Genomic DNA, 17,127 nt, shown 5'->3' with positions numbered 1-17,127 from the left:
GCCGCGGCACCGTCGTTCCCGCGACGGCCCGCCGGCCGGCCGGCGGGCCGCAACGCCCTCGTGAGGCCAACCTCGATGCTGCTTCCCTCCGGGGCGCGACCCGTCGTACCCCCCGCACGCCCTGGACCGACGATGCCTTCCTGGCCTTTCCGCCAGACCCCAGCGAACCGGCGAGGTGAGCCACGATGAACGTGCTGGTCGACAACTTCGCCCTGTTCCGCCAGGGGTTCTTCGGCACGCTGTCGCTCACCGGCGCCAGCGCGGTGCTCGCCCTGCTGCTCGGGGTGCTGATAGCCGCGTTCCGGGTCTCGCCGGTGCCTCCGCTGCGGGCCTTCGGCACGCTGTGGGTGACGCTGCTGCGCAACACCCCGCTGACCCTGCTGTTCCTCGTCGCCACCTTCATCGTGCCCGAGGTCCTCACGACCGGCCTCAGCTCGTACCAGCTGGCGGTGCTCGCGCTCGGCTTCTACACCTCGGCGTTCGTCTGCGAGGCGGTGCGCTCCGGCGTCAACACCGTCCCGCTCGGCCAGGCCGAGGCCGCGCGCAGCATCGGGATGACGTTCACCCAGATCCTGCGGCTGATCATCCTTCCGCAGGCGGCCCGTACGGTCATCGCGCCGGTCGGCAGCCTCATGATCGCGCTGACCAAGAACTCGGCGATCGCCGGCGCCTTCAGCGTCACCGAGCTGTTCTCCACCCAGAAGCTCCTGAGCGACCAGGGGCTCAACCTCACCGTGATCTTCATCTGGATCGCCCTCGCGTACCTGATCATCACGTTTGCGATCAGCGGCCTGTTCCGGTTGCTCGAGAACCGGCTGGCGGTGGCCCGATGACGGCGAGTGTTCTGTACGACGCCCCGGGCCCCAGGACCCGGCTGCGCAACCGGATCTACACGGTCGTCGGCAGCCTGGCGCTCGCCGGGCTGCTGGTCTTCTTCGCCATGCGGCTCAACTCCAAGGGCGAGTTCAAGTCCTACATGTGGGACCTGTTCCAGTACGCCGGGGTCCAGCAGCAGATCACGGACGGCGTGGTCGCCACCCTCAAGGCGTTCGCCCTCGCGGCGGTCTTCTCGCTGCTGCTGGCCACCGTGTTCGCCGCCGGACGGCTCTCGGACCACAAGCCGGTGCGGATCGCCGCCTCGGCGGCCGTGGAGTTCTTCCGCGCACTGCCGCTGATCATCATGATCTATCTGCTGTGGGCGACCGTCTTCGAGCCCTTCTGGGCCCTGGTCATCGGTCTGACGCTCTACAACGGCTCGGTCCAGGCGGAGATCTTCCGGGCCGGCATCAACTCCGTGCCCAAGGGCCAGAGCGAGGCCGCCTACGCGCTGGGCATGCGCAAGACCCAGGTCATGCTGACCATTCTGGTCCCGCAGGCCGTTCGGGCCATGCTGCCCAGCATCATCAGCCAGCTCGTGGTGACCCTGAAGGACACCTCGCTCGGCTACCTGATCGCCTACACCGAACTGCTGTACGTCGGCCGGATCCTGGCGGGCAACACGCCGACCCTCGGGAACTACCCCTACTTCCAGGTGCTGCTCGTCATCGGCACGATCTACATCGCGATGTGCATGCTCCTGTCCGCCGTCGCCACCTGGGTCGAGAAGCGCGCCCGCCGCAGCCCGAAGGGCGCGCCGCCGGCCACGCCGGAGGCGGAGGCCCTGGTCGCCACGGCGGAGTGACGGCGGGGTGACGGCGATGCGGCGTCGGTGCGGATGTGCCGTCGTCCGCGCTGGAATTGACGGTGCGTCGGTGACGGATGGGTTCCTGACCGGTGCCTGACCGGTGCCTGACCGGTGCCTGACCGGTGCCTGACCGGTGCCTGATCGGTGCCTGGCCGGTGACGGAAGTGACGGTACGTCGGCTCGCGGAGTGACGGTGTGTCGGTTCGCACCGCGCCGACGTTCCGCCGTCACTTGACGCACGCACCCGCAGTGGATTGCATACGTATCGTGACTGCACATCTTCCGGGGACCGCCCTGTGGACCCGGTGATCGTCGCGGGGGCGGGCCCTGTGGGCCTCGCCCTCGCGCTCGCTCTGGCCAAACGCGGTGTCCCGACCATCGTCCTCGACGAAGCCGAGGGGCCGGCCGACGCCCGTGACGACCTGCGCCATCCACGCACCACCGTCCTGGGTGCGGATACCGCCGCCCTGCTGGAACGGCTCGGCTATCCGCAGGTGTACGCGGACGGCACCACCTGGACCGGATGGCGCACCCTGCGCCGGCGGCAGGAGGTGCTGCGCGTCGACTTCGGCCCCGCGTCGGACGACGAGCCCGCCCAGCCGTCCCCGGTGCACATCTCCCAGCACCGGCTGGAAAGGGGCCTGCGGCAGACCCTGCACGGCCACGGCCTCGTGCGGATCGTGACCGGCTCCCGCGTCGACGCGGTCGACGAGGACGCCACCGGCGTCACCGTGCACACCCGGGGCGCCGACCGCACCTGGTGGCGGGGCAGTTATCTGGTGGGCTGCGACGGGCCGCGTTCGACGGTCCGCAAGCTGCTCGCGGTGCGCTTCCCCGGGAAGACCGCCGTCGACCGGCACGCCGTCGCCGCGCTGCGCGTCGACCTCCCGGAACCCGGTGTGGCCCTGCTGCACCGTGATCCGCCCGGCGCCGGCACCGGCCAGGAGGTGACGGCCCGTCCGCTGCCGGACGGCCTGTGGCGCTTCGACTGGCTGCTGCCCGCCCGGGGCGAACTGCTGACCCCCGACGAACTGGTGACCCGGATCCGCTCCATCCTGACCACGTGGGGCGGCAGCGTCGTACCGTACGAACTGGTCGGCTCCGCCGAGTACCCGGTGCACCAGCGGCTCGCCCGCCGCTGGCGGGTGGGCCGGACGTTCCTCGCCGGCGACGCCGCCCACCTGATGGGCGCCCTGGGCGCCCAGGGCGTGGAGGAGGGCCTGCGGGACGCCGAGAACCTCTCCTGGAAGCTCGCGCTCGCCTGGCACGAGGGCGCGTCCGACACCCTGCTCGACAGCTATCAGGCCGAGCGGCGCGAGGCGGTCGGGGCCCGGCTGCGCGCCACCGACCAGGCGCTGCCGCTGGTACGCGCCGGCGGGACCTGGAACACGGTCCGCCATTCGCTGCTCTCCGGATCCGCCCGCGGGCACGCCGAGCTGCTGACCGACAGCCACCTCGGCCGGGGATCCGCCGCGTCCCCGCCGGTCTACGGCCGGTCGCCGCTCGCCCTGCCCGCGCCGCGGCCGGGCGGGGGCGGCAGCGGCGGCGGCAAGACCGCCGGATCACCGCTGGTCGCCACCTGCGCCACTCCCCCGGGCGGGCTGGTCGTCGATGTGCCGGTGACGGCGCTGGACGGCACGGTCGGCCGGCTGCGGGACCGGCTGGGCCAGAACCTGCTGGTGATGCTGATCGCCCCGGGCACCGGTGTGTGGGACAGCCGGCACTGGCTGACGGCCGGTCTGATGCCACGGCTCGCGTCGGCGGTCGCCGCGCTGCCGATGCGCGCCGAGCTGCTGGTGACCGAGAGCTATCCCGGTGCGACGGCGCACAGCGTGCTGCTGATCCGCCCGGACGGCCATCTGGTGACGGCGATGGTCGGCTGCCGCCCGGCCGAGCTGTACTCCTACGCGGACCTGGCCCGCGGCGGCCCCCCGCACCGGACCGCACCGCAGGACGAACCGGTCAGCGGCCGGACGCCCTGATCCGCCGCCCCAGCGGCAGTCCGTTCCCGGGCGATGAGCGGCCGGGAACGGGCAGGAGTGGGCGTGAGCGGCAGGTGTTCCAGCGGGACGTCATTCCAGCGGGAGGTCATCCCAGCGGGAGGTACTCCAGGACATCCGGCTCGTCCTCGCCCTCCTGCTCCAGGGCCCTGCGGACCACCCGGAGGGCGAGGCCCTCCGGGTAACCCTTGCGGGCGAGCATTCCGGCGAGGCGGCGCAGCCGCTTGTCACGTTCCAGCCCGCGGGTGGTCCGCAACTTGCGGTCCACCAGCTCGCGGGCCCGCTCCTCCTCCTGGTCGGAGTCGAGCTGGCCCACCGCCTCGGTGACCAGCTCCGCGTCCACCCCGCGGGTCTGGAGCTCCCTCGCCAGCGCCCGGCGGGCGAGGCCCCGCCCGCGGTGCCGGGACTCCACCCAGGCGTTGGCGAACGCCTGGTCGTCGATCAGGCCGGCTTCCTGGAACCGCTCCAGCAGCTGCTCCGCCACGTCGTCCGGGATCTCCCGCTTGCGCATCGCGTCGGCGAGCTGTTTACGCGTGCGGGGATTCCCGGTGAGCAGGCGCAGGCACAACGCCCGCGCCTGCTCCTCCGGGCTGAGCGGCGGCTCTTTCGAGGCCCTCGACTCGGAAGAGCCGCCGCGATCGGGGTACCGACTCGCCACGGCCTCAGGCCTTGGCCGCGGTGGCCTTGGTCGCCTTCACCGTCTTGGGCGCCGGAACCTCGGCCTTGGCGGGATCGGCCGCCGGACCCGCCGCGTCCGCGCCCGGCTCCACGCCGGGGGCTACGGTCCGGACACCGATGCCGAGCTTGTCCTTGATCTTCTTCTCGATCTCGTCGGCGAGGTCCGGGTTGTCCTTGAGGAAGTTACGGGCGTTCTCCTTGCCCTGGCCGAGCTGGTCGCCCTCGTACGTGTACCAGGCACCGGCCTTGCGGACGAAGCCGTGCTCGACACCCATGTCGATCAGGCCACCCTCCTTGCTGATGCCGTGGCCGTAGAGGATGTCGAACTCCGCCTGCTTGAAGGGCGGTGCGACCTTGTTCTTGACGACCTTGACGCGGGTCCTGTTGCCGACCGCGTCCGTACCGTCCTTGAGCGTCTCGATACGGCGGATGTCGAGTCGTACGGAGGCGTAGAACTTCAGCGCGCGGCCACCGGTGGTGGTCTCCGGCGAGCCGAACATCACACCGATCTTCTCGCGGAGCTGGTTGATGAAGATCGCCGTGGTGTTGGACTGGTGCAGCGCACCGGTGATCTTGCGCAGCGCCTGGCTCATCAGCCGGGCCTGCAGACCCACGTGCGAGTCACCCATCTCGCCCTCGATCTCGGCCCGCGGCACGAGGGCGGCCACGGAGTCGATCACGATGAGGTCGATCGCGCCGGAGCGGACCAGCATGTCCACGATCTCCAGCGCCTGCTCGCCGGTGTCCGGCTGGGAGAGCAGCAGGTTGTCCGTGTCGACACCGAGCGCCTTGGCGTACTCGGGGTCCAGCGCGTGCTCGGCGTCGACGAACGCCACCGTGCCGCCGGCCTTCTGCGCGTTGGCCACCGCGTGCAGCGTGAGGGTGGTCTTGCCGGAGGACTCCGGCCCGTACACCTCCACCACACGGCCACGCGGGATACCGCCGACGCCGAGTGCCACGTCCAGTGCGGTCGACCCGGTGGGGATGACATCAATGGGGTCGTTCGGCTTGTCGCCGAGGCGCATGACCGCGCCCTTGCCGAACTGCCGTTCAATCTGTGCGAGCGCGGCGTCCAGCGCCTTCTCGCGGTCGTTACCTGCCATGGGCTCCACCCGGGATGTTTGAGTCGATCGCTTCACGTCCATGACGCTAGTCCCTGCCACTGACAATGCGCCCGGCCGTCGCTCCGAGCTGTGGAAAACCTCCGCGGATAACCGGCCCGGACCACCCATGAGAATGGATGTTCGATTTTCGTGTCAAGCGACACGCGGGGCCTCAGGGGCGATGGTGCGATGTCTTCTCTCCCCGGGCGGATGTCTCACGTCCGATGCCTTCTCCGCAGCCAGGGCCGCCGCCGCGGCCCGTGCGCCCTCGGGTCCGTCACCTCGTACCGCTTCACGTACGCCCCGAAGAACCCCTGCAGCGTCGCGGTCACCGGGATCGCGACCAGCGCGCCGACCGCCCCCAGCAGCGCGGTACCGGCGACGACCGACCCGAAGGCGACGGCCGGGTGGATGTCCACGGTCTTCGCCGTGATCCGCGGCTGCAGCACGTAGTTCTCGAACTGCTGGTAGACCACGACGAAGCACAGCACCCACAGCGCGTCCCACGGGTCCTCGGTGAACGCGATCAGCATCGGCAGCGCGCCCGCGAGATACGTCCCGACCGTCGGCACGAACTGCGACACCAGCCCCACCCACACCGCCAGCGCCGGGGCGTACGGCACCCCCAGCACCTGCAGCAGGACGTAGTGCGCGACGCCCGACACCAGCGCCATCAGCGCCCGCGAGTAGATGTACCCGCCCGTCTTGGCGACCGCGATCTCCCAGGCCCGCAGCGCCTCCGCTTGCCGCGCCGGCGGCAGCACCGAGCACAGCGCCCGGCGCAGCCGAGGTCCGTCGGCCGCGAAGTAGAACGCGAACAGCACCACGGTGAAGAGCTGGAAGACGCCCCCGAGGACCGTGGCCGACAGCCCCCACATATTGCCCGCGCTGTTCTGCAGGTAGTTGCGCAGCCAGTCGGAGTGCAGCACGTTGTCCTGCAGCTTCCCGACGTCCAGCTTCGTGTGGAAGTTCTGGTTGAGCCACACCACGACGTCGTTCACGTACTGCGGGAAGTTGTCGGCGATCGTCGTGATCTGGTCCACGAGCAGCGAGCCGAGCGCCACCACGAACACCGCGACCGCGACGATCGCCCCCAGCAGGACCAGCCCCGTGGCCACCCCGCGCCGCATCCCGCGCGCCGCCATCCAGTCCACCGCCGGCTCGACGGCCAGCGCGCCGAAGAACGCGATCAGGATGTTGATCAGCAGCCCGGTCACCTGGTGGAACGCCCAGCCGGCCAGTTGGAAGCAGCCCACCAGCACCAGCGCCAGCATCATCGCGCGCGGCAGCCACCGCGGCATCCCCGCACGCGGAGCCGGTGGCTCCTCTTTCTGAACGGTGCTCTCGCCGGTTCCTGACACGAACCCCAGTCTGAACGCGCGGGGCGGAAAGTCCGGGACCAACCCTCCGCGGTCTCAGCGCCGTCCGGCCGGCACATCCATCGCCGTACAGACCGCCCGCCACACGTCCTTGGCCTCCCACCCCGAGTCCAGCGCCTCCCACACCGTCCGCCCGCCGAGCTCCGCCATCACATGATCCCGGGCAAACGAATCCGCATACCCCTCCCCGAACTGCGCCCGCATCCGCTCCCAGAACACCGTCAACTTCATGCGCCCAGTATCCCGCGCCACGAGCGGTGCGAAGGGGGGCGGGCGGACGGGGGCGGGGGGTGGAGCGCGAGGTGCGGGGGGCTGGGGTGGGTGTTGCAATGGCCGCAGGGCCGCCGAGGCCCATTGTGAGGAGAGGTGATGAGCGGCATCCCCATCACGCGGCAGCGCCGGCGGGTTCTGGTGGGATGTCTGCTCCGCTCTGCGGCCTCGGCCGTACTGCTCACCTGGCTGTACTACCTGGCGCCGCTGGACCGCGCGCTCAACGCGACCACTGCCACTCTGCTCGCTCTGGGCCTGATCGCTTTCGGCTGCCTGATCGCCTGGCAGGTGGTCGCCGTCACTCATGCGGCGTATCCCGGGCTGCGCGCCATCGAGACGCTGGCCACCGCCGTGCCGCTGTTCCTGCTGCTGTTCTCCTCGACGTACTTCCTGGTCGCCAGGGACCGGCCGGCATCGTTCTCGGAGCCACTGAACCGGACCGACGCGCTCTATTTCACCGTCACGGTGTTCGCGACGGTGGGCTTCGGGGACATCTCGCCCGTCACGGAGCTCAGCCGTGTGCTGACCACGGTGCAGATGATCGCCGATCTGATCCTGGTGGGCCTGATCGCGAAAGTTCTCTTCGGCGCGGTCCGGATCGGGCTGCGGCGGCGGGGGACGGCATCGCCCACCCCGTCGGAACTCCCGGAGGACGGCCCATGACGGAACCGAAACCCCGGACGGCGGCAGCCGCGGACGGCGAGGCGCAGCCGGAGGAACCGGACCTGTTGCGGGCCATCCTGCTGACGCCGGGCTACCTCAAGTCGCTCGTCCTCTGCGCCCTCATCGGCATCCCGGTGTCCCTTGCCGCGTTCTGGTTCCTCGTCGGGATGCACCAGCTGGAACACGTGCTGTGGGCCGATATCCCGCATGCCTGGGGCTGGGACACCCCGCCGTGGTGGTGGCCGCTGCCCCTCCTCGCGATCGCCGGTGTCTGTGTCGGCCTGATCGCCACGCGGCTGCCCGGCGGGGGCGGGCACATCCCCGCCTCCGGACTGCACGTCGGAGGCGCGTCGCCCATCGCGCTGCCCGGTGTGCTGCTCGCCGCGATGGCGAGTCTGCCGTTCGGCGCGGTCCTGGGACCCGAGGCGCCGCTGATCGCGCTCGGCAGCGGCCTGGCGCTGCTCTTCAGAAACCTCGCCCGGGGCGCGGCGACCCCGCAGAGCACGGCCCTTCTGGGCGCGGCCGGCGCCGCCGCGGCCATCGCGGCCATCTTCGGCAACCCGCTGATCGCGGCCGTGCTGCTCATCGAGGTGGCGGGGGTCGGTGGTCCACAGCTGTTCGCCGTCATGCTGCCGGCCCTGCTGTCCAGCGGGGTGGGGGCGCTGGTGTTCACCGGCTTCGGACGGTGGACCGGGCTGCAGACCGGCAGCCTGGCGCTGAAGCTGCCCACCCCCTTTCCCCGGCTGGACGCGGGGGACGTCCTCTGGTCGCTGCTCATGGCCGTGGCCATCGGCACCTTCGTGCACCTGGTGCTGGGCGCGGGCCGGCTGACCGCGGCGTTCGTCCCGGTACGGACGTTCCCCCGGACGGTGCTGTGCGCGCTGGGCGCGGCGGGCTGCGCCGCCCTCTACGCGCTGATCACCGACCGCGCGCCCGACGAGGTCGCCTCGTCGGGCCAGAGCACGCTCACCGCGATGGCCGGCGACCCGCACGCCTGGGGGATCGGGGCGCTCGTCGCCGTCCTGCTGTTCAAGGGCACCGCGTACGCGCTCTGTCTCGGCAGCCTGCGAGGCGGCCCCATCTTCCCCGCGCTCTTCCTCGGGGCCGCCGCGGGCGTCCTGTGCGCGCCTCTTCCGGGCCTGGGGCTCATTTCGGCCCTGGCGGCGGGAATGGCGGCCTCGGCGGCCAGCGCCCTGCGGCTGCCGGTCAGCAGTGTGGTGCTCGTGGTCCTGCTGCTCGACAGCTCGGCCATGATGCCGGTCGTGATCCTGGCGGCCGTCGTCGCCTTCGTCACCACGGAGCTGCTGCCGTCCTGGCCCGGGCCGGCACCGCCGACCCCGGTCCCGGCATCGGCTCCCGACCCCGCGAAGGCCTGAGGAGCCCGCCGGAATCGTCAACTTCGGGGCGGGAGGATCCCGCACATGGGGGCTTGGGGTCGCACGGCCGGGTGCTCCCTTGTGCCAGGCGTATGCACTGCGGGGAAGGCGCCCTACTGTGCGGACATGCCAGGAACTCCCCTCGCGCGCGCAGAGCACTTCGTGTGGCAGACCGCGCGCGTGCTCGAGCAGCGCAGGTTCACCTTCCACTTCCTCGACGGGTCGGACGCGGCGGCCGAGGCGGTCGAGACCGCGCTGAACGCCTACCGCAACGACGACGGCGGCTTCGGGCACGCCCTGGAGCCGGATCTGCGGGGGCCGGTGAGCCAGCCGTTGCCCACGGCGCACGCGTTGCGCGTGCTCGACGGGATCGGGCGGTGCGGGGGGCAGCGGGCCGAGCGGGTGTGCCGGTATCTGACGGAGGTGTCGACGGCGGAGGGGGCGCTGCCCGCGGTGCATCCGTCGCTGCGGGGCTATCCGGCGGCACCGTGGATCCCGGTCGTCGAGGCCCCGAAGGGCTCCTTGCTGGCGACGGGTCCTGTGGTGGGAACGCTGCACGACAACGGGGTGTGGCACGCGTGGCTGTTCCGGGCCACGGACTTCTGCTGGGCGGCGATCGAGGCACTGGACGCGACGCATCCGTACGAGGTCGAGGCGGCGGTTGCGTTCCTGGACGCCGTCCCCGACCGGGCGCGGGCACGGGACGCGGCGCACCGGCTGGGGAAGCTGGTGCGCGAGCAGCAGCTGGTGGTGCTGGATCCGGACCGCGCGGACCGGTATCCGCTGCCCGCCGGATACGCGCCGGGCGAGTACCACTTCGCGTACGACTACGCCCGCGGCCCGGATTCGCTGGCCCGGCAGTGGTTCACCGACGCGGAGCTGGAACGGTCGCTGGACTTCCTGACGGCGGAGCAGGGCGAGGACGGCGGCTGGCCGATGCGCTGGCGCGCATGGGCGCCGGGCACCCGGCTGGAGTGGCGGCCGATCATCACCATCGAGGCCCTGCGGACACTGCGCGCCTACGGCCGCCCCATCATCTGAAACGTGGTCGGGCGGTTCGATCGGCCGGTCAGCGGGTCAGCCGGTCAGGGCCCGTACGGCGGCGGTCACCAGGACCGCCGCACCGATCACGACCAGGAACGGTGCGCGCAGCAGCAGCGCCACCGCCGCCGCGGCGAGCCCGGCCGCGCGGGCGTCGACGACGAGTTTCAGCTCGCTGGTGCTGAACGTCTGCAGCGCGGTGAGAGCGGCGAGCAGAGCGAGCGGGACGAGGGCGGCGAGCCGCTTCACCAGCGGCCGCTCCAGGATCCCGGCGGGCACGGAGAGGCCGAGCAGCTTCACCGCGTAGCAGCCGAAGGCGGTCACACCGATCGCGATCCAGGTGGTCATCGGTCCTTCTCCGTCCGCTGTGCGGTGGTGGTGGCATCGGCGGCGTCCTCGCGTGCCGTCCCGCGGCGTGCGGCGATCAGGACGATCGGTGCGGCGAGTGCCGCGACGAGTACCGGCACTCCGGCGGGCAGCAGCGGCACACAGGCCAGGGCGAGGATGACGGCGAGCCCGGCCACTGTGCGCTCTCGGCGGCCCTTCAACATGGGCGCGAGCAGCGCGAGGAAGACGGCGGGACCTGCCGCGTCCAGCCCCCAGCCGGCCGGGTCGCCCAGCGCGGAGGCGCCGAGCGCGCCCAGGAGCGTGGTCAGGTTCCACAGCAGGTAGATGGTGACGCCGGTGACGGTGAAGCCGACCCGCGCGCTGCGCCGGTCGGGCTGCGCCAGGGTGACGGCGGAGGTCTCGTCGATCACCCACTGGGCGGCGAACGGGCGCACCGCCCGGGGAAGGCGCAGCAGCTGCGACAGCCGCAGCCCGTAGAACGCGTTGCGCGCGCCGAGGAAGAACGCACCGGCTGCCGCCGCGAACGGGCTGCCGCCCGCGCCCAGCGCGCCGACCAGGGCGAACTGCGAGGCGCCGCTGAAGACCAGCAAGGAGAGCGCGCAGGTCTGCGCGACGGTCAGACCGGCCCCGGCCGAGGTCACGCCGAAGGCGAACCCGGACAGGCCGACGGCGACACCGACGGCCAGCGCGTCACGGACCACGGCGGACGTCGGCCTCGTCGCAGGTTCCGGCGCCTGCAACGTCTCCAACGCCTCGGACGCGTCCGAAGACTCCGTCGCATCCGAGGACTCCGACGGCTCCGCCTGAGAACTGTGTATGTGTGCTGCTCGTGTCACTCCACGAACGTTAGGGAGCGAGGTCCTCGCCTGTCTTGTACGTTCTTGCGCGTTCGCGCCGGTAGGCGCCCGGGGGTACACCCACGATGCGGGTGAAGTGCCGGTTCAGATGAGGCTGGTCGGTAAACCCCACCGCGAGTGCCGCTTCGGCGGGCGGGGTCCCGGTGTCGAGCATCCGGCGGGCCGCCCGCACCCGCTCGCCGGTCAGCCAGGCGTGCGGCGGCAGCCCGTAGGCGCTCTTGAACGCGCGCAGCAGCGCGAACGGCTTGGTGCCGAGTTCCGCGGCCAGTTGGTCCAGCGTCGGCGGGCACGCGATCCGCTCGACGAGCAGTTCCCTGGCCCGCCCGGCGGCCAGCGCACCGGCGGACGGCAGCGCGCCCGGCGCGACGGGGTCCGCGCCGTAGCGGCGCAGCAGCCCGGCGACGGCGACCCGCAGCAGGGTGTCGGCCGCGAGCGCGTTGTCGCGTTCCGCGGCGGCGTGGATGTCCGCGATCTGCCGGGCGCAGTCCGGGTCGTCGAGGACGGTGTCGGTGAACGCCGGGGTGCCGTTCCGGCCGGTCGTCTCGGCGGCGACGGCCGCCACCACGTCGATGCTCGGGTAGAGGACGCGGTAGCTCCAGCCGTCCTCGGTCCCCGCGTACGCGGAGTGCGGCGTCTCGGGATTGATGAGGACGACCCCGCCCGCGCCCGCGCGGAGGTCGCCGCCGGGCATGCCGATGCCCTCGACGCCCTTGGTGACCGCCGCGATCACATATCCGTCGTGGGAGTGCCGGGAGAAGGTGTGGCTGACGTACCGGGCGCGCAGCAGGTCCACGCCCGGCAGCTGCGGATGCTGCCAGTGCCGTGCCTGCTCGGGTGCCGGTTCGCGTCGTGCCATGAACCCATTCTGCGTCCGGGCCTGGAACCCCGCGGAACGGCCCTGGTGCGGGTCCCGGTGCGGCTCCCGGCCCGGGTCCCTGAGCGGGTACCGGCGCAGGACCCGACGCGGGTCCCGGGGCCGTTGTCAGTGGGGCGGGGCAGGATGGGGACATGTCGCGACGGAGCAGTCAGGGCGAGCCGGAACCGGAAGGGGACCCGGCCGCCGCCCTGGAGGCGTTCTCCCTGGCCACCCGAGCGTGGTTCACGGGAGCCTTTCACGCGCCCACCGCCGCCCAGGCCGGTGCCTGGCGGGCGATCGGCGAGGGTTCCGACGTCCTGGTGGTCGCGCCCACCGGCTCCGGCAAGACGCTGGCCGCGTTCCTGGCCTCGCTGGACCGGCTGGCGAGCGTCCCGCCGCCCGCCGAGACCCAGCGCCGCTGCCGGGTGCTGTACGTGTCCCCGCTCAAGGCCCTCGCGGTCGACGTGGAGCGCAACCTGCGCAGCCCGCTCACGGGCCTGCGCCAGGAGTCCGTCCGGCTCGGCCTGCCCGAGCCCGAGGTCCGGGTCGGGATCCGCTCCGGGGACACCCCCGCCGCCGAACGCCGCACCCTGGTCACCCGCCCGCCGGACATCCTGATCACCACCCCCGAGTCGCTCTTCCTGATGCTCACCTCCGCCGCCCGCGAGGCGCTGCGCGGGGTGGAGACGGTGATCCTCGACGAGGTGCACGCCGTCGCGGGCACGAAGCGCGGGGCGCATCTGGCCCTGTCGCTGGAGCGGCTGGACGAGCTGCTCGACCGGCCCGCCCGGCGGATCGGGCTGTCCGCGACGGTCCGGCCGGTCGAGGAGATCGCCCGCTATCTGTCGCCGCAGCGCAAGGTGACGATCGTCCAGCCGGCGTCGCAGAAGAAGTTCGACCTGTCGGTGGTCGTGCCCGTCGAGGACCTGGGCGAGCTCGGCGGCTCCCCCGTCGCGGATCACAGCGGGCCCGCGGCGGGAGCGGAGCAGCGGGCGTCGATCTGGCCGCATGTGGAGGAGCGGATCGCCGATCTGGTGCAGGCGCACCGCTCGACGATCGTGTTCGCCAACTCCCGTCGGCTGGCCGAGCGGCTGTGCAACCGCCTCAACGAGATCGCCTACGAGCGGGCAACCGGTGAACCGCTGCCCGACACCTCGCTGCCCGCCGAGATCATGGCCCAGTCGGGTGCCGCGCAGGGCGCGCCACCCCTGATGGCCCGCGCGCACCACGGGTCGGTGTCCAAGGAGCAGCGCGCACTCGTCGAGGAGGACCTCAAGGCAGGGCGGCTGCCCGCCGTGGTGGCGACGTCCAGCCTGGAACTGGGCATCGACATGGGCGCGGTCGATCTCGTCATCCAGGTGGAGTCGCCGCCGTCCGTCGCCTCCGGGCTGCAGCGCGTCGGCCGGGCCGGTCACCAGGTGGGTGCCGTGTCGACGGGTGTGGTCTTCCCCAAGTACCGCGGTGACCTCGTACAGGCGGCCGTCGTCACCGAGCGGATGCGGACCGGCTCCATCGAGTCCCTGCGCGTGCCGGCGAATCCGCTGGACGTCCTGGCGCAGCAGATCGTCGCCATGACCGCGCTCGACACGTGGGACGTGGACGAGCTGCTCGCCCTGGTGCGCCGGGCCGCGCCCTTCGCGGCGCTCCCGCACTCCGCGTACACGGCCGTGCTCGACATGCTGGGCGGCCGCTACCCCTCCGACGCCTTCGCCGAGCTGCGGCCGCGCATCGTCTGGGACCGGGTGGCGAACACGGTCGCCGGCCGCCCCGGAGCGCAGCGGCTGGCCGTGACCTCCGGCGGCACCATCCCGGACCGCGGGCTGTTCGGTGTCTTCCTGGCCGGCTCCGACCCGAAGAAGGGCGGCGGCCGGGTCGGCGAGCTGGACGAGGAGATGGTCTACGAGTCGCGGGTCGGCGATGTCTTCACGCTGGGCACCACCTCCTGGCGGATCGAGGACATCACCCGCGACCGGGTGCTCGTCACGCCCGCACCCGGGGTGCCGGGCCGGCTCCCCTTCTGGAAGGGCGACCAGCTGGGCCGCCCGCTGGAGCTCGGCCGGGCGGTGGGCGCCTTCGTCCGGGAGGTCGGGCGGCTGGGGCCCGAGGAGGCCCGCGAACGACTGGCCGCGGCCGGGCTCGACACCTGGGCGACGGACAACGTGCTGGCGTATCTGTCGGAGCAGCGGCAGGCCTGCGGTCACATCCCCGACGACCGGACGATCGTCGTGGAGCGGTTCCGCGACGAGCTGGGCGACTGGCGGGTGGTGGTCCACTCCCCCTTCGGCGCGCAGGTGCACGCACCCTGGGCGCTGGCGCTGGGCGCCCGCCTCATGGAGCGCTACGGGCTGGACGCCCAGGTGATGCACGCCGACGACGGCATCGTGCTGCGACTGCCGGACGCCGACCTCATGGGCCTCGACCTGCTCGACAACGACACGGGCAACGGCACCGGCAGCGACTACACCGGCGCCGACCCGGTCCGGGCGGGCACCGAGTTCGACAGCGACCAGTCGCCGGTCGGCGCCGCGGACGTCGCCTTCGACAAGGGCGAGGTCGAGCAGCTGGTCACCGACCAGGTCGGCGGCTCCGCCCTGTTCGCCTCCCGCTTCCGCGAGTGCGCTGCCCGCGCCCTGCTGCTGCCCCGGCGCTCCCCCGGCAAGCGCACTCCGCTGTGGCAACAGCGCCAGCGCGCCGCCCAGCTCCTCCAGGTCGCCTCGGACTTCGGCTCCTTCCCGATCGTCCTCGAAGCGGTCCGCGAGTGTCTGCAGGACGTCTTCGACGTGCCCGGGCTCGTCGAGCTCATGGGCGACATCGAGGCGCGCCGGGTGCGGTTGGTGGAGGTCACGACACCCGAGCCCTCCCCCTTCGCCCGCTCGCTGCTCTTCGGCTACGTCGCACAGTTCCTCTACGAGGGTGACTCGCCGCTCGCCGAGCGCCGCGCCGCCGCCCTGTCGCTGGACTCCCGGCTGCTGGCGGAGCTGCTGGGCCAGGCCGAGCTGCGCGAGCTGCTGGACGGCGATGTCCTGGCCGAGCTGGAGCAGGAGCTGCAATGGCTGACGGAGGACCGCCGGGTCAAGGACGCCGAAGGCGTCGCCGACCTGCTGCGGCTCCTCGGACCGCTCACCGAGGCCGAGTTGGCGGCGCGCGGTGCCGAGCCGGGCTGGGCGGCGCAGCTGGAGTCGGCGCGCCGCGCGATCCGGGTCCGGATCGCCGGCGGCGAGCACTGGGCGGCGGTCGAGGACGCCGGGCGGCTGCGGGACGCACTGGGCACGGCGCTGCCCGTCGGAGTCCCCGAAGCCTTCACCGAGCCGGTCAAGGACCCGCTCGGCGATCTGCTCGCCCGCTTCGCCCGCACCCACGGCCCGTTCACCTCCGTCGAGGCCGCACGGCGCTTCGGTCTCGGCACGGCCGTGGTGGACGGTCTGCTGCAGCGGCTGGCCGCGGGCGGCCGTGTCGTCCAGGGCGAGTTCCGGCCGGGCGGCGCGGGCCACGAATGGTGCGACGCGGCGGTGCTGCGCCGGCTGCGGCGCCGCTCGCTGGCCGCGCTGCGGCACGAGGTCGAACCGGTGCCGCCCGCCACCCTCGCCACGTTCCTCCCCCAGTGGCAGCACGTCGGCACCCACAGCCTGCGCGGTATCGACGGGCTGGTCCGTGCCGTCGAGCAACTGCAGGGCGCCGAGGTGCCGGCCTCCGCGCTGGAGAAGCTCGTCCTGCCGTCCCGGGTCTCCGGCTACACCCCGGCGATGCTGGACGAGCTGACCGCCTCCGGCGAGGTCCTGTGGTCCGGTGCGGGGGCGCTGCCCGGCAAGGACGGCTGGGTCTCGCTCCATCTCGCCGACACCGCGCCGCTGCTGCTCAAGGAGCCCCAGCCGCTCGAACTCTCCCCGCTGCACCAGGCCGTCCTCGGCGCGCTGTCCGGCGGCTACGGGCTGTTCTTCCGGCAGATCGCCGACCAGGTGCGGGCCGCGGGCGAGGCCCCGTCCGACCCCGAGCTGGCGGACGCCGTCTGGGATCTGGCGTGGTCCGGCCGGCTCACCAACGACACCCTGGCACCGCTGCGCGCCCTGCTCGGTTCCGGGCGCACCGCCGGATCCACCGCGCACCGCGCACCGCGTTCGGTCCCCCGTGGTCGCTACGGCTCCCTCACCGGCCGGGCGCCGCGCGCGACCGCGTCCCGCACCGGGCCCCCGACGACGGCGGGCCGCTGGTCGCTCGTCCCGCCCCCGGAGTCCGACCCGACGCTGCGCGCCCACGCCCTGGTCCACACCCTGCTGGACCGCCATGGTGTGGTCACGCGCGGGGCGGTCGCATCCGAAGGCGTCGAGGGCGGCTTCTCCGCCGCCTACCGGGTGCTGTCGGCCTTCGAGGAGACCGGCCAGACCCGGCGGGGATACGTGGTCGAAGGGCTCGGTGCCGCGCAGTTCGCGATGGACGGCGCGGTGGACCGGCTCCGCGCCATCAACACCGCCCGCGACCGCGAGGAAGGCGCCCGCACCGGACAGCGGGCCGTCGTCCTCGCCGCCGCCGACCCCGCCAACGCGTACGGCGCCGCCCTGCCCTGGCCGGCACAGCCCGACGGCGTCACCCACAAGCCGGGCCGCAAGGCGGGCGCCCTGGTGGTCCTCGTCGACGGTGAGCTGGCCCTGTACGTGGAACGCGGCGGGAAGACGCTGCTCGCCTGGCCCGACGAGGAGGAGCGGCTGCGCGCTGCCGCGGACGCCCTGGCGCTGGCGGTCCGGGAGGGCGCGCTCGGCCGGCTCACCGTGGAGCGCACCAACGGGGAGTCGGCCCTCACCTCACCGCTGGGCCGCGCCCTGGAGACCGCGGGCTTCCACGCCACTCCGCGCGGTCTGCGACTGCGGGGATGATGGG

The 17,127-nt window shown here is 72.7% G+C and carries 14 protein-coding genes; 7 read left to right on the top strand and 7 right to left on the bottom strand.

Going from position 1 to position 17,127, the window contains the following annotated elements:
* Window positions 1–185 precede the first annotated feature (185 nt).
* The 3 genes from O3W51_RS04155 to O3W51_RS04145 all read left to right on the top strand — a co-directional run bounded on the left by O3W51_RS04155 (window position 186) and on the right by O3W51_RS04145 (window position 3,666).
* Window positions 186–833, top strand: a complete 648-nt coding sequence (locus tag O3W51_RS04155) for an amino acid ABC transporter permease (protein ID WP_138358559.1) — start codon at window positions 186–188, stop codon at window positions 831–833.
* The gene (locus tag O3W51_RS04150; protein WP_138358561.1) at window positions 830–1,681 is read left to right on the top strand and encodes an amino acid ABC transporter permease; all 852 of its coding nucleotides are present in this window, start codon (window positions 830–832) and stop codon (window positions 1,679–1,681) included. The genes O3W51_RS04155 and O3W51_RS04150 overlap by 4 nt, the downstream gene beginning before the upstream one ends.
* A gap of 299 nt (window positions 1,682–1,980) precedes the next feature.
* A complete protein-coding gene (locus O3W51_RS04145) occupies window positions 1,981–3,666 on the top strand; it encodes an FAD-dependent monooxygenase (RefSeq protein ID WP_269283843.1) in 1,686 nt (561 codons plus the stop codon).
* A gap of 106 nt (window positions 3,667–3,772) precedes the next feature.
* Here O3W51_RS04145 and recX read toward each other — a convergent pair whose 3' ends face one another.
* From recX to O3W51_RS04125, 4 genes are all read right to left on the bottom strand, one after another.
* Complete coding sequence (gene recX, locus O3W51_RS04140; protein WP_138358565.1) at window positions 3,773–4,342, bottom strand: recombination regulator RecX; 570 nt, start codon at window positions 4,340–4,342, stop codon at window positions 3,773–3,775.
* Window positions 4,343–4,346: 4 nt separating this feature from the next.
* A complete protein-coding gene (recA, locus tag O3W51_RS04135; protein ID WP_138358567.1) occupies window positions 4,347–5,465 on the bottom strand; it encodes a recombinase RecA in 1,119 nt (372 codons plus the stop codon).
* 215 nt (window positions 5,466–5,680) lie between these two features.
* Entirely contained in the window at window positions 5,681–6,766 is a 1,086-nt protein-coding gene (locus tag O3W51_RS04130; RefSeq protein WP_138358589.1) for an AI-2E family transporter, read from the bottom strand.
* A 114-nt stretch (window positions 6,767–6,880) separates the two neighbouring features.
* A complete protein-coding gene (locus O3W51_RS04125) occupies window positions 6,881–7,075 on the bottom strand; it encodes a DUF3046 domain-containing protein (protein ID WP_138358569.1) in 195 nt (64 codons plus the stop codon).
* Window positions 7,076–7,213: 138 nt separating this feature from the next.
* Between O3W51_RS04125 and O3W51_RS04120 the strand changes: the two genes are divergently transcribed.
* The 3 genes from O3W51_RS04120 to O3W51_RS04110 all read left to right on the top strand — a co-directional run bounded on the left by O3W51_RS04120 (window position 7,214) and on the right by O3W51_RS04110 (window position 10,194).
* A complete protein-coding gene (locus O3W51_RS04120; RefSeq protein ID WP_269283839.1) occupies window positions 7,214–7,777 on the top strand; it encodes a potassium channel family protein in 564 nt (187 codons plus the stop codon).
* Window positions 7,774–9,153, top strand: coding sequence for a chloride channel protein (locus tag O3W51_RS04115; protein ID WP_198358078.1), 1,380 nt, complete (start codon window positions 7,774–7,776; stop codon window positions 9,151–9,153). The genes O3W51_RS04120 and O3W51_RS04115 overlap by 4 nt, the downstream gene beginning before the upstream one ends.
* Before the next feature lie 126 nt (window positions 9,154–9,279).
* Window positions 9,280–10,194, top strand: a complete 915-nt coding sequence (locus O3W51_RS04110) for a hypothetical protein (RefSeq protein ID WP_198358077.1) — start codon at window positions 9,280–9,282, stop codon at window positions 10,192–10,194.
* Between the two features lie 36 nt (window positions 10,195–10,230).
* Here the strand turns inward: O3W51_RS04110 and O3W51_RS04105 are convergent, their stop codons facing one another.
* The 3 genes from O3W51_RS04105 to O3W51_RS04095 form a co-directional block, all read right to left on the bottom strand.
* Entirely contained in the window at window positions 10,231–10,542 is a 312-nt protein-coding gene (locus O3W51_RS04105) for an AzlD domain-containing protein (protein WP_138358577.1), read from the bottom strand.
* Window positions 10,539–11,291: an AzlC family ABC transporter permease gene (locus tag O3W51_RS04100; protein WP_198358076.1), complete on the bottom strand. Its 753-nt coding sequence runs from the start codon at window positions 11,289–11,291 to the stop codon at window positions 10,539–10,541. The genes O3W51_RS04105 and O3W51_RS04100 overlap by 4 nt, the downstream gene beginning before the upstream one ends.
* A gap of 97 nt (window positions 11,292–11,388) precedes the next feature.
* Window positions 11,389–12,255, bottom strand: a complete 867-nt coding sequence (locus tag O3W51_RS04095) for an AraC family transcriptional regulator (RefSeq protein WP_198358075.1) — start codon at window positions 12,253–12,255, stop codon at window positions 11,389–11,391.
* Window positions 12,256–12,407: 152 nt separating this feature from the next.
* On the opposite strand from O3W51_RS04095, the gene O3W51_RS04090 reads away from it, so the two are divergent.
* On the top strand, window positions 12,408–17,123 hold the full coding sequence (locus O3W51_RS04090) for an Lhr family ATP-dependent helicase (protein ID WP_269283829.1): 4,716 nt from the start codon (window positions 12,408–12,410) through the stop codon (window positions 17,121–17,123).
* Window positions 17,124–17,127: the final 4 nt, after the last annotated feature.

This window comes from Streptomyces sp. H39-C1 (genome assembly GCF_027158125.1).
Taxonomy (GTDB): Bacteria; Actinomycetota; Actinomycetes; order Streptomycetales; family Streptomycetaceae; genus Actinacidiphila; species Actinacidiphila fildesensis.
This window is presented reverse-complemented; position numbering and strand designations above follow the sequence as displayed.